19 protein-coding genes are annotated in these 22,800 nt (G+C 43.9%); 5 read left to right on the top strand and 14 right to left on the bottom strand.

The window, feature by feature from the left end; all coding sequences use genetic code 11:
* The first annotated feature begins 418 nt into the window (after positions 1–418).
* On the top strand, positions 419–802 hold the full coding sequence (locus G8O30_RS00445; RefSeq protein ID WP_239673053.1) for a GntR family transcriptional regulator: 384 nt from the start codon (positions 419–421) through the stop codon (positions 800–802).
* Between the two features lies 1 nt (position 803).
* On the top strand, positions 804–1,844 hold the full coding sequence (locus G8O30_RS00440; RefSeq protein ID WP_239673052.1) for a DUF1648 domain-containing protein: 1,041 nt from the start codon (positions 804–806) through the stop codon (positions 1,842–1,844).
* A gap of 131 nt (positions 1,845–1,975) precedes the next feature.
* Here the strand turns inward: G8O30_RS00440 and G8O30_RS00435 are convergent, their stop codons facing one another.
* The gene (locus G8O30_RS00435; RefSeq protein ID WP_239673051.1) at positions 1,976–2,440 is read right to left on the bottom strand and encodes an NUDIX domain-containing protein; all 465 of its coding nucleotides are present in this window, start codon (positions 2,438–2,440) and stop codon (positions 1,976–1,978) included.
* Positions 2,441–2,540: 100 nt separating this feature from the next.
* Between G8O30_RS00435 and G8O30_RS00430 the strand changes: the two genes are divergently transcribed.
* The gene (locus tag G8O30_RS00430) at positions 2,541–2,996 is read left to right on the top strand and encodes an ASCH domain-containing protein (RefSeq protein WP_239673050.1); all 456 of its coding nucleotides are present in this window, start codon (positions 2,541–2,543) and stop codon (positions 2,994–2,996) included.
* 257 nt (positions 2,997–3,253) lie between these two features.
* Here the strand turns inward: G8O30_RS00430 and G8O30_RS00425 are convergent, their stop codons facing one another.
* The 11 genes from G8O30_RS00425 to galE all read right to left on the bottom strand — a co-directional run bounded on the left by G8O30_RS00425 (position 3,254) and on the right by galE (position 17,774).
* Positions 3,254–3,640: a nuclear transport factor 2 family protein gene (locus tag G8O30_RS00425; protein ID WP_239673049.1), complete on the bottom strand. Its 387-nt coding sequence runs from the start codon at positions 3,638–3,640 to the stop codon at positions 3,254–3,256.
* A 449-nt stretch (positions 3,641–4,089) separates the two neighbouring features.
* Positions 4,090–5,106: a LacI family DNA-binding transcriptional regulator gene (locus G8O30_RS00420; RefSeq protein ID WP_239673048.1), complete on the bottom strand. Its 1,017-nt coding sequence runs from the start codon at positions 5,104–5,106 to the stop codon at positions 4,090–4,092.
* Positions 5,107–5,120: 14 nt separating this feature from the next.
* On the bottom strand, positions 5,121–7,064 hold the full coding sequence (locus G8O30_RS00415; RefSeq protein WP_239673047.1) for a beta-galactosidase: 1,944 nt from the start codon (positions 7,062–7,064) through the stop codon (positions 5,121–5,123).
* 60 nt (positions 7,065–7,124) lie between these two features.
* Positions 7,125–8,285: a galactokinase gene (locus G8O30_RS00410; protein WP_239673046.1), complete on the bottom strand. Its 1,161-nt coding sequence runs from the start codon at positions 8,283–8,285 to the stop codon at positions 7,125–7,127.
* Positions 8,286–8,300: 15 nt separating this feature from the next.
* Positions 8,301–10,532: an alpha-galactosidase gene (locus tag G8O30_RS00405; protein ID WP_239673045.1), complete on the bottom strand. Its 2,232-nt coding sequence runs from the start codon at positions 10,530–10,532 to the stop codon at positions 8,301–8,303.
* A gap of 15 nt (positions 10,533–10,547) precedes the next feature.
* Positions 10,548–11,372 carry a carbohydrate ABC transporter permease gene (locus G8O30_RS00400; protein ID WP_239673044.1) on the bottom strand — a complete coding sequence of 275 codons (825 nt, stop codon included), beginning with the start codon at positions 11,370–11,372 and terminating at the stop codon, positions 10,548–10,550.
* Positions 11,369–12,223: a carbohydrate ABC transporter permease gene (locus G8O30_RS00395; RefSeq protein WP_239674451.1), complete on the bottom strand. Its 855-nt coding sequence runs from the start codon at positions 12,221–12,223 to the stop codon at positions 11,369–11,371. The genes G8O30_RS00400 and G8O30_RS00395 overlap by 4 nt, the downstream gene beginning before the upstream one ends.
* A 644-nt stretch (positions 12,224–12,867) precedes the next feature.
* Entirely contained in the window at positions 12,868–14,160 is a 1,293-nt protein-coding gene (locus G8O30_RS00390) for an ABC transporter substrate-binding protein (RefSeq protein WP_239673043.1), read from the bottom strand.
* Positions 14,161–14,324: 164 nt separating this feature from the next.
* Positions 14,325–15,254, bottom strand: coding sequence for an aldose epimerase family protein (locus G8O30_RS00385; RefSeq protein WP_239673042.1), 930 nt, complete (start codon positions 15,252–15,254; stop codon positions 14,325–14,327).
* The gene (gene galT / locus G8O30_RS00380; protein WP_239673041.1) at positions 15,235–16,776 is read right to left on the bottom strand and encodes a UDP-glucose--hexose-1-phosphate uridylyltransferase; all 1,542 of its coding nucleotides are present in this window, start codon (positions 16,774–16,776) and stop codon (positions 15,235–15,237) included. Before galT ends, G8O30_RS00385 begins: the two co-directional genes overlap by 20 nt.
* Entirely contained in the window at positions 16,773–17,774 is a 1,002-nt protein-coding gene (gene galE / locus G8O30_RS00375; RefSeq protein ID WP_239673040.1) for a UDP-glucose 4-epimerase GalE, read from the bottom strand. The genes galT and galE overlap by 4 nt, the downstream gene beginning before the upstream one ends.
* A gap of 559 nt (positions 17,775–18,333) precedes the next feature.
* On the opposite strand from galE, the gene G8O30_RS00370 reads away from it, so the two are divergent.
* On the top strand, positions 18,334–19,533 hold the full coding sequence (locus G8O30_RS00370; protein ID WP_239673039.1) for an iron-containing alcohol dehydrogenase: 1,200 nt from the start codon (positions 18,334–18,336) through the stop codon (positions 19,531–19,533).
* 494 nt (positions 19,534–20,027) lie between these two features.
* Here G8O30_RS00370 and G8O30_RS00365 read toward each other — a convergent pair whose 3' ends face one another.
* Positions 20,028–20,330 carry a nucleotide pyrophosphohydrolase gene (locus G8O30_RS00365; protein WP_239673038.1) on the bottom strand — a complete coding sequence of 101 codons (303 nt, stop codon included), beginning with the start codon at positions 20,328–20,330 and terminating at the stop codon, positions 20,028–20,030.
* A 105-nt stretch (positions 20,331–20,435) separates the two neighbouring features.
* On the opposite strand from G8O30_RS00365, the gene G8O30_RS00360 reads away from it, so the two are divergent.
* A complete protein-coding gene (locus tag G8O30_RS00360; protein WP_239673037.1) occupies positions 20,436–20,978 on the top strand; it encodes a GNAT family N-acetyltransferase in 543 nt (180 codons plus the stop codon).
* Positions 20,979–21,010: 32 nt separating this feature from the next.
* Here the strand turns inward: G8O30_RS00360 and G8O30_RS00355 are convergent, their stop codons facing one another.
* Positions 21,011–22,798, bottom strand: coding sequence for a coiled-coil domain-containing protein (locus G8O30_RS00355; protein ID WP_239673036.1), 1,788 nt, complete (start codon positions 22,796–22,798; stop codon positions 21,011–21,013).
* Positions 22,799–22,800 lie beyond the last annotated feature (2 nt).

The following is a 22,800-nucleotide window of genomic DNA, read 5'->3' as shown; positions in this document are numbered from 1 at the left end:
TACTCTCCCGCGGCTTAAGCGCTTTTGTACACGGCACGGCGGTGCTTTCCCAGCGGCTTCTCCGACTTGCCGCTCAGACTCCTCTTCCTCTTTCGCGGCTTAAGCGCTTTTGCACATGGCGCAGCGGTGCTTTCTCGGCGGCTTTTCAGACTTGCCGCCGAAACTGCACTTCTTCTCCCGCGGCTTAAGCGCTTTTGTGCATGGCGCAGCGGTATTTTTTCTTCGACTTCTCCGACTTGCCGCTGCGACTTCTCTCCCTTCACCGCGGCTTAAGCGCTTAAGCCGCCAGCATAGATCCCACATCACACACCCATTTCTCCAACCAAAAGAAAAAATAGTATCATCCCCACCACTTTGTTATATACTATATAGAACAGTTTCTGTTATACTAAAACTATAACAATCAGGAGGTGACCTTTTGTTTATTCAACTAGATCCTGCATCTGACGTACCTATTTACGAACAGTTGCGCAATAGCATTATGGAAGGGATTGTGCGTGGAGACTTGAAACCCGGCGACGTTCTTCCGTCTGTTCGTTCCTTAGCCGGTGACCTTAGCGTAAATATGCATACCGTAAACAAGAGTTATCATGAGTTGGAGAAGAAAGGCATTATCCGCATTGTTCCGAAGTCTGGAGCCGTTGTGGAAGAATTTTCAAAAGAAGATATGACGGAAGATTTCCTGCATCAACTATCAGAAGCACTCCGCCCTACTCTTGTGGAGTCGCTCATCATTGGTCTTTCGGAAGAGGAAATTCAACAACTAATTAAAAAAATCATTGAAGATGTAAAGGGGGATTAAGATGGATGTTTCCATACTTATTTTAACAGTGGGGATATTAGTTATTCTACAAGCCGTTTTACCTTTCATGGTAAAGCGCACAGTAGTTTTTGGAGTTACCGTTCCTGTTGCGGAAGTACGAAATCCACAACTTGTGCGTTACAAGATTATGTACACTGTGTTATCTAGCAGTTTATCATTAGTGATTTTGGCCGCTTTCTTATTTTCACCAACTAGAACAAACCCAGTTTTACTAGCACTTCTTTTACCATTTATCATTTTGTTCATCTCCATGGCACTATTTTTCTTTTTCCAGTCGAAAGTTACAAAACTCAAGAAGGCGGAAAGATGGTTTAAAGATCAGAAGCAAGTGCACGTGACGGAGCTAAATATCCGCGCACAAGATGAGATGTTGCCGCTAAGCATTTTCATCATTCCAATGCTTATTACGTTTGGTTTAATTGCTTTTACCGTCGTAAACTTCGGTGCATTTCCTGATCCGCTTCCGACTCATTGGGGTCCCGATGGTCAACCGGATGCTTGGACGGATAAGACATATCTTTCGGTTCTGATCTTACCAATCATTTCTCTATGCTTAAATGCCATGTTTATTGGAATTAACGAAATGACAAAACGTTCTGGTATTAAGCTGAGTGCCGGGAATATCCCAGCGTCCAAAGCACGTCAGCTAAAGTTGCGAAAATATTCAAGTTGGCTACTGTTTTTCGTTTCCGTTGCAACCACTATCTTGTTTACGTTTTTGCAATATACAACCGTGAATCCTGAAAAGATAGACGGCCTTGCTCTGATTGTTGCTCCGCTTGGCTTTTCTGCTCTGGTGACGATAGCAGCCATTGCTTTAGCCGTGAAAGTTGGAATGAAAGATTCTGATCTAGACTCGGATGTAATTGTTGTTGTGGATGAAACAACAGTTAATTTTGACGACGATCGTTATTGGAAAGGCGGACTAATCTACTTTAACTCGGAGGATCCATCTATCTTTGTGGAAAAGCGCTTCGGTATTGGATTTACGCTAAATTTTGCTCACCCCTTGGATATGTAGTCCTATTCGCACCACTCCTATTAATAGGGTTGCTGACATTTTTTATCTAACCAAAAAAGCAGGTGCTCAGTATCGGCACCTGTTTTCTTATGTCCTCACCGGCGAGAGTAGTTGCAGATGGTTGCTGTTACTTACTGGTCTGTCGGTAAGAGAGTGTGGATTTTTGCCCAGAAATCCTTTGTATCTTGGTGGGTTAGTTTTTCTGAGATTTCAGCGAAAGGTATGAACGCCAGCTGGTCAATCTCTTCATCATTAGGTTGTAAGTCTGTTCCATCACCACAGTAACGAACTAGAAACATGGTCGTCTCTTGTCTTTCCAATCCTAATTTTGCTGCTAATGCAGGTGGAAAAGAGAAGCAGATTTTCTCTGGAAGCTGGCTGAGGATTTCATAATTAGTGGAGCCCGTTTCTTCCTGTAACTCTCGTAAAAGCGCAGATTCTAGATCCACATCATCCGCTTCTAAACCGCCTTTTGGAAAGTCCCACTCTCCTGGAATTGTAATATCTTCAGTTTTCACTGCCCCGATTTTCACTTTGTGTACTAGTAAAATCGTATTCTTTGAAACTATTACTGCGCCTACTGCTTGTCTGATCATCTTCTTTCTCCTTATCGCCATAGATATCTTTATTATACCAAAATATTCAAATAATTAGTGTTATACTTAAATAGATACATAAGATTAGGAGTGAACAACAATGAATAGTAAATCAAAAGAGTATTGGAATCGTTTTTGGGAAAAGCAAGGAGAGACTGCCCCTACTAGCGTTACAGCGTGGCAGTTTGGGGCTAGTCCAGATCAATTAGCTCAACTAGTGATTGATGGGATAAAAACAGCGACGTGCTCCGGTTATGTTTTCTATGGTGAGGACGAGCCGCTTCCCGCTGTGGGAGATTATAGTGTGGTGTTAAGCAGTAAGGATGAACCCGTTGCGATTATTAAGACAACTAGCGTGGAAGTCATGCCGATGAACGAGGTGTCAGAGGACTTCGCTATTTCTGAGGGCGAAGGAGACCGAACGTATGAATACTGGCGCAGTGCACACGAAAAATTTTTCACAAAAGAACTAGCCGAACTGGGCTTGGAGTATACAGAAGATATGATGCTAGTTTGTGAGAGGTTTGAGTTGGTGGATAAAAATAGTGGAGAGTAAATACTTCGCTCATGACTCTTCATTTGTAGAGCACTTGTTATTTATTTAATGTGTGCTCTACTTCTCTCAAATCCATTCTTGACCACACGTTATTCATTTAACGTGCGCTCTACTTCTCAAATACCCTTCCTTGAACACACGTTATTCATTTAACGTGCGCTCTTCTCTGCTTATACCTCTCCTTGAACACACGTTATTCAGTTATCGTGTGCTCTACTTCTCTCATACCTCTCCTTGAACACACGTTATCTCCAAATCTACTTAGAAAGATTCCCTGCCAACACGTCTTCTAACTCCAAAGGTGAAATGGTCCCCTGATGATAGAACAGTCTCCACTCATCATCTACTAACTTCCAGATAGAACTTCTTAGTGTATTGCGGTTTCTGGTAGAGTCCACTATAAAATATGTAGATAACACAACTCCTTCTGCCAATGGGTAGATTTCGTAGTTGTATAGTTTCATCTCTGTCTGCACTATGCCGAGTTCTAAACATTCGTTTCGTCCGTACTTGTAGCCGGAGCTACCAATCTCAAAGAAGTCTTCGGACAATATGGCACCAAGCTTCTCGCTGTCTTTTCGCACATTCATTCCAGTGTGTGCTTCTTCTAGTTTTTGCAAGGTTTCCTTTAACTCACTGTTCATGTTTGTTCGCTCCCTTCGCCTTTACCAAAATGGTCTATCAACTTACTAGTATTATAAATCCTTTTTCATCTAAATACTGTCAGAATTTCAAGCACTGGTTACTCTCTATTTATTGCTCTACCTTTTTTCACGACCGTCTCCACTCGCTCGCGGTCCTCAAATCTCCGCTCTCCCACTTTTCACGACCATCCCACGACGCTGACAGTCCTCAAATCCCCGCTTCCACACTTTTCACGACCGTCTCCACCCGCTCACGGTCCTCAAATCTCCGCTTCCCCATTTTTCACGACCGCCTCCACTCGCTCGCAGTCCTCAAATATCCGTTTACACACTTTTCACAACCATCTCCACTCGCTCATGGTCCTCAAATCTCCGCTTCGCCCATTTTCACAACCACCCCCACAAAAAAAGACCGAAGCATCCCTGCTCCAGTCCCCACTCACCCCTATTCACTTCCCAACACGCACCCCACTACTCTCCCGCACGACAAAGTTCGTCGGGATCACTACCTTCTTCGTAATGGTCTTCGTCGAGTTAAGCTTCTCCACCAGCAGTTCCACCGCCGCTTCGCCCATGAACTCCGTGTGCACGTGCACGGTGGAGAGCGATGGCTGCAGGTACTTCGAGGTGCTGATATCGTTGAAACCGACGATGGAGATGTCGTCCGGCACCGAGATGCCGTTTTCGTGCAGCGCCCGCAGTGCCCCGATTGCCATGGAGTCGCTCGCGATGAAGTAAGCCGTTGGACGCTTTTCTTCCATCAGTGACTGCATCATCAACGCGTATCCGTCCTCCGCTGCAAAGCGACCGGTCCAGACGAAATCTTCCTTATAAAGATTGCGCAGCGTTAAGTATTCCACAAACGTTGCTTCTCGCTCATCTTTCAGCGGTTCGTCTCCAAAAACGTACTCGCGACCACCGATGTAGCCGATTTCTGTATGCCCCATTTCCACCAAGTAATCTAACACTCTCGTTACGGCTTTTCGGAAGTCTACGACCACACAGTTGTAGTCATCCGTTGGGGAGTAGTCGACTAATACAAGGTTTTCGCTCAGTTGATAAAAGTAGTCGATTTCTTCGGCGCTATATTTACCAAGGGCAATGACGCCTTCGTATTGGTCTGGCTTTTGGCCAACTGCTTGCTGGATGTTTTTATCAAAGAGTTTGACTAGCTCCATGTTTCGTTCTTGCAGCTCTTTTTCTATACCTAAACGAATAGAAAGATAGTACGGATCAGCTAGTTCCTGCTCTTCGGAGTACCAGTAGATTAATGCCACTTTCAACGTCTCTTTTACCGCATCCGTTGATCGCTTTCGATTCGTCTTGTAGTTTAGCTCTTGTGCAATTTTAACGATTCTATTTCTCGTATCTTCTGCAACTGATAAAGTGGCATCTTGGTTCAATACTCTGGACACCGTCGCTAACGAAACACCCGCCTTTTCCGCAATATCTTTCAACGTAGCCAAACGCTCCAACTCCCTTAGTTAGTGATTTCTTTAATTATACTGTCATACGGCGCTAATGTAATTCCATTTACACGTTTTTCTTCTGCCGTGTGGTTTAACATAAATTCATATACTTTTCCGTCTGCCTCGCGCTGATACACTTCCACGCCCGCTTCTGTCTCCTGGTGCCAAATTCCGTGGTGCTCTAACACATCTTTTGCAATCGGCAAGATCGCTGCTTCATCCAGTCCGCCACCGATATAATATACCGTTCCCTTGCCGAACTGATTGCGGGTCACCGCTGCTTTATCTTCATAGAATTGGTCGCCATAGTTGTATAGCGCCTCTGCCGTTGTCGGTGTAATTAGATCTCTCCAAACCGAAACGTGTGCAGTTCCATTTTCACCGCTAACTTCCACAGATTGTGTATTAGAGAGCGCTTCTGTTTCATGAACGTGGACACCTGCAAGCTCTGCGACGTGACCTGGTAACGTAGATTTGAACTGTACATTGTTATCTTTATCCTTCAGCCCTGCACGGAATGAGAAGATAATGGTTCCGCCATTCTCTGCAAATTCTTTGAGACGATTCGCCAAGTCTTCCTCAATAATTTGCAATGCTGGCACTAGTAAAACCTTATAAGATGAGAAGTCACGTATTACTGGAACAACGTCTAGATGAGCGTTGTGCTCAAAGAATGGTCCGTAAAGTCGAAGCAATTCTCTTGTGAAATCGAATCCTTCACTTTGCGTTTGGAAACGCCAAGACCAGATGTTGTCGTAATCGTACAGTACGGCTACATCGGCTTGAATCGGCGCTTGCAGCACGTTTTCGTAAGGTCGAATATCGTTAAATAACGATTGAACTTCTTTAAACTTTCTTCCACGATGGTTATCGTGATCGACGACACCAAAGCAGAACTGCTCAGCACCACGCGTCATTCCTCGCCATCTGAAGTAAAGCATATCGGTACAACCGTGTGCGAAAGCTTGCATCGACCACATCTTCGCTTGGTTCGGTCGAGGAAGATACCCAATCACGTTATGTCCTTGTGCCCCCATTAATTGTTCTACGATCCAGTAGTTCTTCCCTAGTAATCCACGGTTAAAGTCATGTGTCATCGCAATCGCTGCAGGTGGAATTGGTTCTGCTAAACCGCCCCAAACTGGGTAGTTGTCGTACGACACGAAGTCTAATGGACGAACGTTTTCTTCATGATCAAACCACTTGCCGAAGAAACCTCCAGAAACGTTGGTTGTCACTTGTTGGTGCTCTCCCATTTCTTCTCGCACGATCGCAGTCATTTCGTGTGCGTAGCTGTTAACAGAGTGAGAACGGAAACGAGCCCAGTCTAATTGAAGAGATGGATTGTGCGTCGTAATCGTCTTTTTCGGTACTGGAATTTCCGAGAAGTCGTTGTACGTTTGTCCCCAGAAAATAGTGCCGTAACGCTCATTAAGTTCATCGATTGTTCCGTATTTCTGTTCTAAGAACTTTTGGAATCCTGCGTGACATTGGTCGCAGTAACACATGTCGCTTCCTTCATGTCCAAATTCATTATCCACTTGCCATGCGACGATCGCTTCTTCGTTGGCATAGTGTTTAACAAGCTCACGAGTGATTTTTGCGGAGTATTCACGATAGACGGAGGAGTTAAAGCAGTATTGTCTTCTTCCACCGAATACACGTTTTTGTCCGTTTTCTTCTTCTGAGAGAATGGAAGGATATTTATTTGCAAGCCATGCAGGGAATGTTGCTGTTGGGGTACCAAACATCACGTCTATTCCATGTGCTTTTGCTTTGGCAATTACTTCGTCAAAGAAAGAGAAGTCGTAGTTGCCTTCTGTTTTCTCCATGAGGTGCCAAGCAAATTCACCGATACGAATCATGTTGGAGCCCATTTCTTTGATGCCAAGAATGTCTTCTTCTAGCATTTCTTTCGGCCAATGTTCTGGATAGTAGTCTACGCCTAGGTACATATTATCTCTCCTCCGAATTCGGAAAGAAGTGTACTTCGCTTAAGTACACTTTCCTCCCCCTTAATATATTTCTCGCGCGCCTTCCCCTACGCTGATGACGTAGAAGTCCGCCTCGTATCCGATTTGTTGTTTGTATGTTGCACCGACTTCTTCGATGAACTTGTCTGTGTCTGCACTTCTTACGATGTTGACAGTGCAGCCACCGAATCCTGCTCCTGTCATTCTTGCACCGAGTGTACCATTTTGCTCCCATGCTGCCTCTACTAATGTATCAAGTTCTTTGCAGGAAACTTCGTAGTCATCTCGCAAGGATAGGTGAGATTCTTTCATTAGTTGACCAAACTGTTCCATGTCTCCTGCAGTCAGTGCATCCATGGCTTTTAACGTTCTCGCATTTTCCGTTACCACGTGTCGAACTCTTTGTTGTTCTTCTTCTGTTAGTAACGGTAATACTGTCGGTAGTTGGTCTTCTGTTAGATGTGCCAGTTCTTTCACATCGATTGTCCCTTGGATTTTCGCTAGTGCTGCTTCACATGTTGCTCTTCGTTCATTGTAAGCAGAATCTGCTAATCCACGGCGCTTGTTTGTGTTCGCAATGACGATTTTATATTCTCCTAAGGAGAAAGGAACATATTGATACTCTAGTGTTTGACAGTTTAGTAGAATGGCATGTTCTGCTTTCCCGAAACCGACTGCGAACTGGTCCATGATGCCGCAGTTCACTCCGATATATCGATTCTCGACCGCTTGGCTTAATTTCACTAAATCCAACGTCTCGTATGGTAAAGTAAATAGCTCTTTTACCATCACTGCTGTTGCTAGTTCAATGGATGCAGACGATGATAACCCTGCACCGTTTGGGATGTTTCCGACATAGTAAAGGTCCACTCCGTTTGGCAATTCATACTCTTCCTTAATAGCAGCAAACACTCCTTTCGGATAGTTCGCCCAGTCGTGCTTTTCATCATATGAAAGGTCTTTTAAGTCTACTTCGACCACTCCAAGGTCAGCAAAGTTCTCTGAATAAAACCGAATGCGTTGATCATCTCGCTTTTTGGCCACCACATACGTTCCAATCTCTAATGCACATGGCAGTACATTCCCCCCGTTATAGTCGATGTGTTCCCCAATTAAATTCACTCGACCTGGAGCGAAGAAAGTGCGTACACCTTCTTCTGTTCCTCCGTAAATCTTCTGAAAGCTCGCTACTGCATGTTGCATTGCGTCCCCACTCCCTTATGTCCATTCCTTCAGCTTCCAAATGGTTGATGCGTAATCTCCCACCATTGTTGTCTTATTCGTGTGTACGGTTCCGTTATAGATAGGTGATAGTAATAATCCAACATTCATGAGCTCATCACCGTAATACACTTGTTCTGTTCCTTCGACTTCGTATTTCTTCGCCGGATCCAATCCTGCTAGCTTCACTCGTTGTAAAGATGGATTTGGTTGAGCAAGCGTTCGGTAAAAGGCCACAACACTTTCCGTCTTCTCCTCATTTACTACCATCCAAGCTGTATCATTGGAGGTAAAAGGACTAAGTAATCGGTGGAAAGTCCCTCTTTGTAACAACGCTCGATTCGCTTGATAAAAAGCAATTTGCTCTTTTACCACTGCTTTTTCTTCCTCCGACATTTTCGTTACGTCGAGCTCGTAGCCAAAAACGCCAAACATCGCAACGTGGAAACGTGTGGATAACGACGTAATTCTACCCGTTTGATGATTCGGTACGTCTGATACATGTGCCCCCATTGTGGATAACGGATAGACAAGCGACGTGCCGTACTGGATTTTCAGTCGTTCTACCGCGTCTGTATTGTCACTCGTCCACGTTTGTGGCATGTAATAGAGCATTCCTGGGTCAAAGCGATTCCCACCGCTTGCACAGGATTCAAATAGGATATGTGGATAGTTTGTTGTTAACTTTTCCAACAAACGATATAAGCCTAAAACATAGCGATGATACACTTCTCCTTGTTGATCTGCTGACACAGAATCTGTACCCGCTTCCGTAAAGTTACGGTTCATATCCCACTTCACATAGGAGATGGGCGCAGTGTCAAAAATTCCGGAAAGTGTGTCGTATAAGTAATCCTGCACTTCTTGTTTTGTTAAGTCTAAAACGAACTGGTTTCTTCCATTAGATAAGTGGTGCGCTTTATGTCCTAACACCCAGTCTGGATGTTGCTCATACAACTTACTCTTTTTTGAAATCATTTCTGGCTCAAACCAAAGACCGAATGAAATACCTTGCTCTACTACTTTTTCTCCAAGGTGCGGGATGCCGTTCGGTAACTTTTTACGATCTGCTACCCAATCCCCAAGAGAGGTCGTATCATCGTTTCTTCCTTCAAACCACCCATCATCTAGCACGAATAATTCGACTCCTACTTCTTTTGCATCCGTTGCAATGTCTAGAATCTTTTCTTCATCAAACGTAAAGTACGTTGCTTCCCAGTTATTAATAAGAATAGGACGATCCTTGTCGCGCCAAGGTCCTCTTGCTAATCTTGTTCTATATAGTTCATGGAATTCGTGACTCATTCCATTCAAACCATCTTTGGAGTAAACCATGACTGCTTCTGGAGCAGTAAATGTTTCTTCCCTCTCTAATTTCCAAGAGAAATGAAACGGATTGATCCCAATCATTGCGCGAGAAGTGTCGTATGTATCCACTTCTACCCCTGCATAGAAGTTACCGCTGTATACTAAGTTAAAACCGTATACTTCTCCTGTATGCTCCGTTGTTTCTGGTTTTTTCAACGCCATAAACGGGTTATGCCAAGAGCTGCTTGTTCCTTTTTTGCTATCAATCATCTGCACGCCTTTACGCAAGCGATTGCATGAGATATGTCTCTCTCTGATCCACGCTCCGTCTAGGGTGATCCAATCGTATTCTTTCGACGGTAGGTCTACTGATGCACTCAACAATCGATGCACTTGTAAAGGGACCACACCTGTATTACGAACGGAAGCGTTTCTTGTTATTACCCCTAACTGTTCAAAGACCGTGTAGGAAAGGGTTAATTCTGTTTGTTTTTGTTCATCTTTCAGCGTGATCGTTAAAGTCTCTGCTTCATCTTCGTTTTCCACATATGTCGCTGGCATATCAGGAAGACTCGGCTTCCCTTTTTGCACCTTGTACGACTGGAACGTAAAATTTGTGTAGCGACTACCGTCTGCTGATTCGATATCCACAAACGGCTCGCGGTAATCCGTTGTTCCGTAAGAAGGAGCCTCTTGCTTCACGAACTCTAGTGAGAAGAATGGATCTCCCTCGTACGGAAAACAGGCATTACCAAGTGGCTCCGTTGGCAACTGAAACAGATGAGAGAAATCTTCGCGATGGCGAATTTTCTCTCCATAATATAGATGTGCTAGCTGTCCATTTTGCATGACTTGGAAGATGTAGCTTGCCGTCTTGTTTTGTAAGTGAAATTGCTTTTTCTCTTCGTTTACAAAGATCATGTTGTACCCCCCACTTTACTTCACGGCACTTCCAAGCATTCCAGAAATGAACTGGCGCTGAAGCACTAAGAAGAACACGATTATTGGTAGTGTTGCGATGGTCACTCCCGCCATTACTTGACCATAGTCGATACGAGACAGTCCGAATAAGCTAGATAGCGCTACTGGGAATGTGTACATATCTGTGGAAGATAGAGCAATCAATGGCCATAAGAAACTGTTCCACTGATACATGAATAAGAAAATTGCTGTTGCAGCAAGTGCTGGACGCATGGATGGAAGTACGATTCGGAAGAAGATCTTCCACTCCCCTGCCCCGTCGATTCTCGCTGCTTCAATCAGGGAGTCTGGGAATGCCAGTAAGTTTTGTCTCATTAAGAAAATCGCAAATGGGTACGCCAAGTTTGGTAAGATAACCGCTTGATACGTATTTAACCATCCTAAGCTCGCCATCATTTTAAACAACGGAATAATCGTTGCATGGTACGGTACCATCATGGAAAGAAGGAAAATCGTGAAGATTGTCTTTCTTCCAGGGAACTGATATTTCGCAAAAGCATACGCTGCCATCGTACAAATTAATAGACTTAGCACGGTATACGTAATCGATGTGAACAAGGAGTTGAACATGACTCTGCCAAGGTCGATCTGTGCATTTAAATTAGAGATGTTCTCCATTAAGCTTGAACCTGGAACTAATGTAGGTGGTTTTGAAAACATCTTTCCACTTTCGTTAGAAGCTCCAATTGCCGCCCAGTAGAACGGGAATAAAGAGACAAGTGCTCCAATAATTAATGCGATATAGAGAGTTATTTTTCTGATAGGCGCGTTTTTCTTCATTTGTCATCACCCGTCACTTTAAATTGAATTGCTGTTAAGATAGCGATTAGCACTACGATGACGTATGCAATAGTGGATGCATAACCGAAGTCAAAGTATCTAAAGCCTGTTTGATATAAGTACATACCGATCGTTAGTGTGGAGTCACTTGGACCACCTTTTGTTAACGTGTAAGGCTCATCGAATAATTGAAGCGTTCCGATCGTGGATAATACCACTGTAAACAAGATAACTGGTTTTAGTTGAGGAATGGTAATGGAGAAGAACTGTCGGATTTTCGACGCTCCATCCATACTCGCTGCTTCATATAGTTCCTCTGGGATGTTTTGTAATCCAGCAAGGTAGATGACCATGTTATATCCAACCCATCTCCATGTCATGGCGATAATTAACGATACTTTCGCCCAGAATGGGTTTGATAACCAAGGAATTGCATCAAGTCCAACTGCTGCTAAAATCTGATTGATTAGTCCATCATTCATCAACATGATTGAGAAAATGATCGAGTAAGCAACTAAAGATGTTACCGCTGGCAAGAAGAATGCTACGCGGAATAGACCTTTTAATTTCAGCAAGGCAGAGTTAAGTAGTGTGGCAACAATTAATGCTAGAATCATCATGACTGGTACTTGGATGATCAAGATGATGAAGGTGTTTTTTAAAGCTGTTAAAAAGATTGCATCGGAGAATAGACGTGTGTAGTTGTCTAGTCCGTTGAAGGCCATCTCTCCACCTGTACTTGTTTGGAAGCTCAAGATAAAGGAAGAAATGATGGGATAAAGCATAAATATGGAGAAAAGAATCACAGCTGGTGCGATAAATAAATATGGTACATGAGCTTTTACTCTCATTTTCAACAACTCTCTTCCACTACTATTTAGAAAAGCGTAAGGCGCGTGTTCAGCCGCGGCAGCAAACTTCAGAAGACCGAGGAGGTAGTTCTCCAACCACCACAGGGCTTTTGGAGTTTGCCGAGCGGTTGCGCAACTGTAGCTAGACATCAAGAAAAGCGTAAGGCGCGCGTTCAGTCGCGGCAGCAAACTTCAGAAGACCGAGGAGGTAGTTCTCCAACCACCACAGGGCTTTTGGAGTTTGCCGAGCGGTTGCGCACCTGTAGCTAGACATCAAGAAAAGCGTAAGGCGCACGTTTGCGCCTGTAGCTACTGATTAAGTAAAATCTGTTTTCTTCTGTGTTACTTTCAAAAAATTGGATAGTGGAAAACCCGTTGCCCTGCGCTCCAGATGCTACGCTTTCCTAGGGGCGTGAGCTGAGCCGCTTCCCTCGCTTCGCTCAGTCCAGGGTCTCAGCCTTCCCGCTATATCCCTCAGGAGTCTTCGCATCTTCCGCTCCGGGCAACTAGGAATGTGCAGAAAGGAGACTTAGTTGTAACGAGTAAAACTTAGACTAAGCTGTTCCATTGTCATTTTTAAAAAGTAACAGTTAATTTTAGAAAAAGAGAGCTAGAAACAATCTTCTAACTCTCTTCTATTTTCCTTAGTACGAATTTACTTCACGGCCAGAACGGTCGCTTAGACGTTTTGCCGCTTCCTCTAGAGCTTGTTTTACATCTTTTCCATTGAAGACATCAGCTTGTGCTTTGATCGACTCATCAAGACCAAGTGAATAGTCTTGTGTGTAGTAAGCTGTTGGGATGTTTTCCATTTCAGAAGCGAATAGCTCCCAAATCTTTTGTCCGCCGAAGAACTCATCACCAGAAGTGAATAGTTCAGACTCGTAAGCTGTGTTTAACGATGGGAATAAACCGTAATCGCTCATTGCCATGTTTTGTACTTCTGGATCTGTTGAGAAGAACTCCATGAAGTCATACGCTTCCTCTGTGTTTTTACCTGCAGAAGGAATCATCCAGCTACTTCCACCAAGGTTAGATGCTCTGTTTCCGTCTTCTTCAAATCCTGGTAGTAAGAATACTCCCCAGTCACCGCTAGATTCTTTCGCTTGGTCGATGATAGTACCGTAGTACCATGCACCAAACGGAATTGTTGCAACAGAACCATCAACTGTAGAAGATACAACACCGTTCCATCCATCTACATCTTTGATCAAGTCTGCATCCGCAAACGCTTTCAATTTTTCCATAGCTTCTACCGCTTTTGGACTCGTTAAATCGATGTTGCCATTTTCATCGAAGTAGTACACTCCAAGTTGGTTTAGCATCATACGGAATGTTGGGTCATCTTTAAATTTATCTAGTGGCATCGCGTACGAGCCAGTAGCATCTTTAATCTTTTTACCAGCTTCTAAGAAGTCATCCCACGTTTTAATGTCCTCTGCGTTTACACCAGCTTGCTCGAATAGGCTACGACGATAGAACATTCCACCTGGACCCGCATCAAACGGCATTGCATAAAAGTTGCCATCAAATGATGCTAACTCTTTCTTGAAGTCTGGGAATTTATCTTCATGCTCTGTAAATCCTTTTTCTGATAGATTTAAGAATCCTTTTGGGAATGCCTCTACATACCCTTGGATACGGTCATCCTCTACTAATACAATATCAGGAAGACCAACTCCACCTGCTGCTAGACCAGTAGATAACTTGTCGTATACATCTAGGCGTCCAATATCTTCTACTTTTAAATCTACGTTCGGGTTTTCTTCTTCGTACATTTTTACTGCATCGTTTAGTGCACCAACGTTGACGTTCCATGCCCATGCAGTTAATGTTACTTTGCCGCCGTCACTGCTAGATCCTTCGTCGTTGCTACATCCAACAAGAGCTAGTGACATTGCTGCTGTTAAACCTAATGCCTTAACAAATCTTTTCATCCTATTTCCCCCTTAAGATTGTTAGAACGGTTATGTAAACACTTGACTTGCAATCCCCTGGTTCGTAGATGAGATAATCTTATTAAAGAAAGCGTTTACATTAACTATCTATGATTTTAGTAAAAATTTTAGAACAAATCAATCATATTTAGTAAAATATTTTATTATTTTAGTAATTTCATACGAAATTCCCACGTATACTCTCCGTTCGGCGGAATTTCCGTTACTTTGCGAATCTTTTTCGCCACATACACATCATCATAAATCCCCGTACAAGGCTCGAGCGCCATGTTGTAATGACCTCTGTAGCCACCTTCCGTCTTCCATACACCCAAGTAGGGTATTTTCTCATGAGGAAACTCATAGCGAAGGGTTGTGCCGAGATCATGCTGCTTCACTGCACACCAACCTTCTGGGAGAGGTTTAGTAAAATAAAATTTCTCACACGTCCCACTCTCTATTGGTGCAACTTTAGATAAATCCATCTCTTCCCCAGTGCTTAAAGATTTCGTAAAAGGATACGTATGGCGAGTGCCCCATTCTCCTAAATGCTTTGTGCCGTGCTCTACGGTTATTACTTCCTCTAATCCAGAAGGTACCTCAATCTTCGTATACTCATTCATGTTTAGTAAACAATGAGGTGTCCAGATAAACGGGAAGGAAAGTGGTCCGTTATTGACTGCACGATAGTCAAATTGGAGACCTTCCTCCTCCAGCGTAACCGTACGAATCAGTTCATAAGGAAAGACTGAACTTTTCACAGTAAACTGTAGTCCATGGTCGACCTCTTCTACCTCCCAAGGGAGAGCCCACACTTCTCCGTGATCTGGAACTATTTCTCCTGTTGTCGGATGGAAGGTTTCATCAATGCTAGGAAACACTTCATCAAATCCACTAGAGTCATAGAGGGAAAAGTCACTACCGTACTCTGGGATGCGGAGATTCTCCTCTTCCGCTTGGAACAGCCATTCGTACTCATTTCGCTTATCGTAGAATGATGCGAGCTTTCCACCGTAACTAGGTAAAAACGTACACTTTACGGCCTCATTTTCTAAAACAACGGCTTCTATCCCTTTAAACGTTTCGTACTTCATGCTGGTCACCTACCTGTTGCAACTCTTTTGTAAATCGAATAAATGCCTCTAGTCCTTCTTTATCTCGTTTGAACACACCAGCATGCTCTAGGACGATAGAGAACAATCTTCCTACTTCTTGCTGGATTACTTCTTGCCAATCTGACACTTCCTCCACGCTGTTTACAAGCTGCTGTACCCACTCTGCATGCTTCGCTGTAAGTGGATCTTGTGCTACTTGCGCTAGTTGGTTCTCACTCACGTACTCTGTGATTTTTTGTAGTTCTTCCTTTAAACGACCTGGTAGTACAGCTAATCCCATTACTTCGATTAAGCCGATATTTTCTTTCTTAATCGGGTGAACTTCCGCATGTGGATGGAAGATTCCTAGTGGATGTTGCTCACTCGTTCTATTATTTCGAAGTACTAAATCCAGTTCGAATTGGTCTCCTCTTCTTCTAGCGATTGGCGTAATGGTGTTGTGTGGTGTGTCACCTGTGAACGCTTCAATGTCGACAGCAGGATCTGAATAATCTTTCCACATCTCTAAAATATACCCACTAGCTTCTACTAAACTAGCTGCATCGGTTCCCGTTAAACGCAACACAGACATTGGCCAATCGACAATTCCGATGGAGATATCTTTATATTCGTCCAAGGTAAACGTATGTGACACGCCCGCTTTCGCCATCGGAAACTCGTGGTTACCAGCTTGGAAGTGGTCGTGGCTCAAAATAGATCCCCCAACGATTGGTAGATCGGCATTCGAACCGATGAAATAGTGTGGATATTGCTCCACAAAATCTAGTAATTTCGCAAAGGACTGCTTCGAGATTTTCATTGGTGTGTGCTCTTCTCGGAAAACGATCGCATGCTCGTTGTAGTACACATACGGAGAGTACTGTAATTGCCACTTTTCCTCTTGTAACGTAAGCGGCACTGTACGTAAGTTACTGCGAGCAGGATGCGTTAAGCGACCTTTGTATCCCACGTTTTCTTTACATAATAAACATGTTGGATACGCATATTGCTTCGCTTGTTTCTCTAGCGCAATTGTCGCAGGATCTTTCTCTGGCTTTGATAGATTGATAGTAATTTCGATATCACCGTAATCTGTATTTGTCAGCCAATGTTGATTCTTCGCAATACGTCCTGTTCGGATGTAGTTGGAATCATTGGATAGTCGATATAAATAGTCCGTTGCAGCTGTAGGACTCTCTTGTTCATATAGTGTGCGAAACACTCTGTTTACTTCCGATGGGCGAGCCACAAAGCAGCCCATGATTTCTGTATCTAGAATATCTCGATGCGTGACATCGTTATGCTCTAGACGTTCATGTTCGTAAGCCCAATCAAGGATGGATTCTAAAATTACTAGGTGATTGGACTCTTCCTCTATCTCGGTAGGCACTTCGTAATGTTCTACATCCAACACCGCTAACAATCGATTCCGAACATAATCCTTATCTGTTTCTTCTATTAAATTAGTTCGTACACCATATGTTAAAAGATTTTCTACGTGTGAAAAGATCACCGTATTCATTTTCTCTCCACCTTTCCATAACCAGTTGGATGGTTGCGGAACCAGTCGTACGCACTTTGAATCATTTCTTCCATGGAAGAGTGTCGCGGTTCCCACCCTAATACAGCCATCGCTTTTTCAGAAGAAGCAATTAACTGAGCCGGATCGCCACCTCGTCGCTCGGACACAACTGCAGGTATCTCATGACCAGTAACCTTACGGACAGCTTCGATCACTTCTTTTACAGAAAAGCCGTTTCCATTCCCTAAATTGAAAACGTCGCTTCCTTTACCCTCACGCAAATGAGTAAGCGCTAATAAATGGGCTTGAATCAAATCCGTTACATGAATATAATCGCGGATACACGTCCCATCCGGCGTTGGATAGTCGTCTCCGTAAATGTGAATTTGCTCTCTTTTACCAAGAGCCACTTGTAAGATAATCGGCAGCAAGTGCGTTTCTGGCGTGTGGTCTTCCCCAATCACACCGTCTGTATCAGCCCCAGCCACGTTAAAGTAACGCAGAACCACGTGACGAATACCGTATGCTTGCTCCGACCAATGAAGCATCTTTTCAATCGCTAACTTTGTCTCACCATAAGGATTTGTCGGCTGTACTCGATTCGTTTCTGTGATTGGCACCGTATCCGGCTCACCGTACACCGCAGCAGTAGAAGAGAAAATAATCTTCTTCACATCGTGTTTCACCATCGCTTTCAGCAAGCAGTTCGCACCGTGAACGTTGTTATCATAGTAGGTTAGCGGATCTGTTACACTTTCCCCAACAAGAGAATCCGCTGCGAAGTGAAGAACTGCTTCGATGTTGTGTTTTTTGAACACCCCATCTAGGAATGTGGCATCGCGCAGATCCCCTACGTGCAACGTCGCTTCTGGATGAACTGCCGGCGCGTGACCCTTCTGAAGGGAGTCCACCACCACCACTTCTTCCCCTTGCTTCACTAACTGCCAGACCGCATGGCTACCAATATATCCTGCTCCACCACAAACTAAAATCGCCATAACAAACTCCTCCTTTGCAATCACTATATGTTTTACTAAAAATTTTACTACTTTTTAGTAAAATAATCTATGGTAAAATGTATGCGTTTTCATTTTATTTGTCGTGTGAGGTGTGGTCTGGGGTTTAACTACTTCATCTTGAGCGCATGCTATTGATTTAATGTGTGCTCTGCAACCTCTCCTCTCCTCCTTGAGCGCACGTTATCCATTTAACGTGTGCTCTGCAACCTCTCCTCTCCTCCTTGAGCACACGTTATCCATTTAACAGGTGCTCTACAACCTCTCCTCCTCTCCTTGAGCGCACGTTATCCATTTAACGTGTGCTCTACACCCTCTCCTCTCCTCCTAGAGCGCACGTTATCCATTTAACGTGTGCTCTACAATCTCTCCTCCTCTCCTTGAGCGCACGTTATCCATTTAACGGGTGCTCTGCAACACAACTACTCCTTCTTGACCACACGTTATCCCCAAAAACAGTAGAAAACTCCCACTTCTAAACCTCCCATTCACTCCATATATATCTACGAACAAGCTTTTACCTCTAAGGTGGTGGAAAAATATGTACAACCTATACTGTCGTGCTTATCAATTTGTATTTAAATATAGTTTGTATTTCCTTCAGTGGCGCAAGCCGTGTTTATTGGAGGGAGAGAACAGTATTTTGAAGTTACCAGATTTACTTCGGAATATTGGGTTTAAGAAGATCTTAATTGTGACCGATGAGGGTATCGGGAAAGCTCGATTGATGCAGCCTTTTTTAGATGTGTTGTCCGCTAACAACGCTAGTCACGTTGTTTATGATAAGGTGGTCCCTAATCCCACGATAGAAAATATGGAGGATGCGGTGAAGCTATATTATCAACATCAATGCGACGTTATTGTTGCCTTTGGCGGTGGCTCTTCTATTGATTGTGCGAAAGGAGTCGCGGCACGAGTTGCGAGGCCGGACAAGTCTTTGGCAGAGATGAAAGGCTCTCTAAAGATTCGCAGAGGCATTCCACCTTTAGTAGCGGTGCCGACGACTTCTGGCACTGGGAGCGAGGCAACGGTTGCAATTGTTGTGACAGATCCAGCAAATCGAACGAAGTATACCATAACCGACACGGTTCTAATTCCACACTATGCGGTGCTTGATCCACTTTTAACAACTGGACTACCTCCTCATATCACCGCTGCAACAGGAATGGATGCGATGACGCACGCTATTGAAGCTTATATTGGAAGAAGTAATACACCAACCACCAGAAAACAAAGTGTGGAGGCAGTGCAACTCATTGTCTCCAACCTAAAAGAAGCTTTTACAAACGGGTCCAATGTGACAGCGCGATCCAATATGCAGAAGGCTTCCTATTTGGCAGGAAGTGCGTTCACTCGAGCGTTCGTGGGAAATGTGCATGCCATCGCTCACACACTGGGTGGATTTTACGGTATTCCACATGGGTTGGCGAACGCCGTAGTGCTGCCGCATGTACTAGAGTTTTATGGAGAGTCGGTGTTTAAACCGTTGGGAGAATTGGCGGATGAGGTGGGGATTGCAGAACCAGGAGATAGTTTGGAGGTGAAGGCAGGAAAGTTTGTGGAGTTGGTGAGAGAAATGAATGTGGAGCTTGGCATTCCAGAAGTTATAGATGGAATTAAGGCGGCAGATATTCCGGAGATGGCGGACCGCGCGTTTCTGGAAGCTAATCCGTTTTATCCAGTTCCGAAAATCATGAGTCGGGCGGATTTTGTGGAGTTGTTTGAGAAGATTACGGGGTGATAAGGAAGGAGGACCGATGCTGCGTGGGTTGACGGTCCTCTTTTTTGCTTTCTTTCCAGTTTAACAACCGTCACTGTCCTCTGACGGTTCTCAAATTTCTTTCCCATCGCTTTTGACGACCGTCTTCACTCTCTGATGGTCCTCAAATTTCTTTCCCATCGCTTTTGACAACCGTCTCCGCTCTCTGATGGTCCTCAAATTTCTTCTCCATCGCTTTTGACGACCGTCTTCACTCTCTGATGGTCCTCAAATTTCTTTCCCATTGCGTTTGACGACCGTCTTCACTCTCTGATGGTCCTCAAATTTCTTTCCCATTGCGTTTGATGACCGTCTTCGCTCTCTGATGGTCCTCAAATTTCTTCTCCATCGTTTTTGACAGCCGCCTCCGCTCTCTGATGGTTCTCAAATTTCTTCTCCATCGCTTTTGACGACCGTCTCCGCTCACTGATGATTCTCTACTTTTCTTTTCTCATCATTTAACGTCCGTCACCAATTTACTTCTGCACAGGCAAAGGATATTTCACCGCATTCTTCACAATCTTCTTATGCGCTTCTTCTTCCAAATCCACACCAAGACGATCTGCTAATTGCAACAAGTAGATAAATACATCTGCCATCTCTTCTCTTATATTTTCAGATGTTGCTGCAATGGCTTCTTCACTAGTCTTCCATTGAAAGTTTTCTAGCAACTCGTTCGCTTCCAACGATATGGAGATGGCTAAATCTTTTTCACTTAAATTCGCATCCCATCCACGCGCTTCTCGAAATGCTGTAATCTTTTCCATTAGTTCTTTCATTTCGTTACACCTCTCTTGATTGTCATTTTTTCTTATTGTATCGAATAGGATACTCAAAAACTAGTTAATAGAATGATATAGTAGAACTAAAAAGAGGTGAAGCCAATGTTACCTGTTACACTTCGTCGACCTACTGTAACTGACGTCCATATCTTACATCGATTTTTCGAATTGATGATTTTCGACACATATGAAAAAGATGGGATTGGCGATAAGGTAGAGGACATCCAGCAGGAGATAGAAGAAAAGAAAACATACTTAGAAGTCGATTTTCGGAGCAATGGAAAAGATCGTTTTTTCTTATTAGCATTTCTTGATGATGAATTGATTGGAACGATTGAATATGGCCCTCCAAACTCGCTTATTCAAGAATGGGTTGAAGAAGATCCTCAAACATTTGTAGAGGTCGGAACTGTTTACATTCACCCTTCCTATCAACAAAAAGGGGTCGGTAGTTTTTTAGTAAAGAGCATGTTGGTAGAACTTCACGCTAAGCAAATGACCCGATTCTATTTAGACAGTGGGTTTATTGCTGCGCAGCAAGTTTGGTGCAAAAAATTTGGAGCTCCCACTATTCACCTGAAAGACTATTGGGGAAAAGACCGCGATCATATGATATGGAATCTTTCTGTTCAAAAGTACATCTAAAAAAACCACCGCAAACCGCGGTGGCCTCCTCTTTACTTTTTAAACAATCCAACAAACAACTCCCAAAAACCATTCTTCTCTTCCTCCACCGCTTCCTTCTCCTTCGGCTCTTCCTTCTCAATGCTTTCCGTCTTCAGAACGAATTGTACAGACTTCACATTTTCGTTCTCTGGAGAAACGAAAGAAATTGGTTCAAAATCTGACTTATCAAACTGTGCAACCATCTCATTGATTTCCGCTTGTAAACGCTCTGGTAAGTCTGCCGTTTCATCGCTCAACTCTTGTGTCCCATCTTGCAGTTCACCAGCTCCACTTTGTAACTCACCTAAGCCGTTGGAGACTTCCGTGACACCTTTGTTCAACTCTTTATACGAGTTCGCTAACTGTCCCACACCTTGCGTATAGCTGACAATTCCGTTGTGGAACGTATTGTAATTAGATGCCAATTGAGCTATACCTTCTTGCAGCTCGACTAAACTTCCTGTATCCATCTGCGCTAAAGACTTCTCAAGGTTGGCAGAAATGCTATCTAACTGACCACTAATAGTAGTAAGAGAACCTTTCACTTGTGTCATCGTTGGGTCCACCGCTGCAAACGCACCTTGAACAGACTCATACGTGCCTCTAACCTTTTGAGCTGCTGCATAAGATGCTACCAACTTATCCACCACTACTGCATCTGCTCCACTTTCATATAGCGCAGCGATTTCCGCTTCCGTTACTTGCGCCGTTGGAATGGCACGTATTGCTTCGTTCAGCGCAGCATATGCTTGATTGTACTGTTGTTGAAAAGTCGTTAAGCCCTCATTCGTTTGCTTCAAACCATCCGAAAGCTTCCCTAACCCAGCTGGCAACTCCGCCAAAGCACCTAAATCCATCTCACCAGCACCGCCGGATAATCCTGCGTTTATCGTTTGCAATGCATTCTTAATCTGCGTGGATCCAGCAACAATGTCTCCAGAAGATCCGTTCAACTCTCTAACCCCTCTTTGATACTGAGCAGACCCCTTCTCCAACTCTGCAGCGCCATCACGTAATTGACGGATACCATCTTCCAATTCCGTCATCCCGTCATTCACTTTACTGATGCCGTCGGACAACTCTCCCATGTCTCCCGTCAACTGATCTGTATCTCCTAGGTCAATCGGAAAACTAGAAGGAACTGCAGCAATTTCGACTCCTTGAAATGCAAAGTCTTCTACGTCCGCTTCCACTTTCAACGCTTCTTCTTGTTCCGGTAGTACGGAAAACGTAATTTGTTTGTTCTTCCCTACGTTCGCAACCATCCCGCCAGTTGAATCAATGTTCTGATACGTGTTTGGCAGCGTCACCGTTACTTGTAATAAATAGTTTTGATAAAAAAGAGGATCTACAGATTCATTTTGTTGTGTGGTGATGGTCATTTCCACTTTTCCAGATGCTCCTGCAAGTTCGGTAGCATCAATCTCTTGGCCGTCTAGAAAATAAGTGACCTCTACGTTCCAAGGTAGCTCGGTGCTATTATCGAGGTTTCCTTGATAGTAGAACTTCCCTTCCGGAGCTTCTACGGAAATCGTATTGCCTTCTTGTTTGATAGGAGACACGTTCGTTAGATTCTTGATCTTTTGATAATCACCGAAGTCCGTCACGACGCCATCTTTCTCCACATCTAACGTGTTAACGACGTATATATTAGCGACCTTTCCTTCTGCACTCAATGTTGCATACACTACTTCTTCTTTCGCAGCCACATTCTCTGCAGCTTTCGCCGGATTGGCTAGGACATTAGGTGCGACAAGCATGGTTGCGACAGCGACAGGTAAAATCGTTTTTTTCTTCATCC

It is taken from the genome of Mangrovibacillus cuniculi (genome assembly GCF_015482585.1).
GTDB lineage: Bacteria > Bacillota > Bacilli > Bacillales > R1DC41 > Mangrovibacillus > Mangrovibacillus cuniculi.
This window is presented reverse-complemented; position numbering and strand designations above follow the sequence as displayed.

Bases quoted from the DNA above. Each gene is read 5' to 3' on its own strand.
- G8O30_RS00440 (WP_239673052.1), top strand. From the start codon at position 804: ATGGATGTTTCCATACTTATTTTAACAGTGGGGATATTAGTTATTCTA.
- G8O30_RS00435 (WP_239673051.1), bottom strand. From the start codon at position 2,440: ATGATCAGACAAGCAGTAGGCGCAGTAATAGTTTCAAAGAATACGATT.
- G8O30_RS00430 (WP_239673050.1), top strand. From the start codon at position 2,541: ATGAATAGTAAATCAAAAGAGTATTGGAATCGTTTTTGGGAAAAGCAA.
- G8O30_RS00425 (WP_239673049.1), bottom strand. From the start codon at position 3,640: ATGAACAGTGAGTTAAAGGAAACCTTGCAAAAACTAGAAGAAGCACAC.
- G8O30_RS00415 (WP_239673047.1), bottom strand. From the start codon at position 7,064: ATGTACCTAGGCGTAGACTACTATCCAGAACATTGGCCGAAAGAAATG.
- G8O30_RS00410 (WP_239673046.1), bottom strand. From the start codon at position 8,285: ATGCAACATGCAGTAGCGAGCTTTCAGAAGATTTACGGAGGAACAGAA.
- G8O30_RS00405 (WP_239673045.1), bottom strand. From the start codon at position 10,532: ATGATCTTTGTAAACGAAGAGAAAAAGCAATTTCACTTACAAAACAAG.
- G8O30_RS00400 (WP_239673044.1), bottom strand. From the start codon at position 11,372: ATGAAGAAAAACGCGCCTATCAGAAAAATAACTCTCTATATCGCATTA.
- G8O30_RS00395 (WP_239674451.1), bottom strand. From the start codon at position 12,223: ATGAGAGTAAAAGCTCATGTACCATATTTATTTATCGCACCAGCTGTG.
- G8O30_RS00390 (WP_239673043.1), bottom strand. From the start codon at position 14,160: ATGAAAAGATTTGTTAAGGCATTAGGTTTAACAGCAGCAATGTCACTA.
- G8O30_RS00385 (WP_239673042.1), bottom strand. From the start codon at position 15,254: ATGAAGTACGAAACGTTTAAAGGGATAGAAGCCGTTGTTTTAGAAAAT.
- galT (WP_239673041.1), bottom strand. From the start codon at position 16,776: ATGAATACGGTGATCTTTTCACACGTAGAAAATCTTTTAACATATGGT.
- galE (WP_239673040.1), bottom strand. From the start codon at position 17,774: ATGGCGATTTTAGTTTGTGGTGGAGCAGGATATATTGGTAGCCATGCG.
- G8O30_RS00370 (WP_239673039.1), top strand. From the start codon at position 18,334: ATGTACAACCTATACTGTCGTGCTTATCAATTTGTATTTAAATATAGT.
- G8O30_RS00365 (WP_239673038.1), bottom strand. From the start codon at position 20,330: ATGAAAGAACTAATGGAAAAGATTACAGCATTTCGAGAAGCGCGTGGA.
- G8O30_RS00360 (WP_239673037.1), top strand. From the start codon at position 20,436: ATGTTACCTGTTACACTTCGTCGACCTACTGTAACTGACGTCCATATC.
- G8O30_RS00355 (WP_239673036.1), bottom strand. From the start codon at position 22,798: ATGAAGAAAAAAACGATTTTACCTGTCGCTGTCGCAACCATGCTTGTC.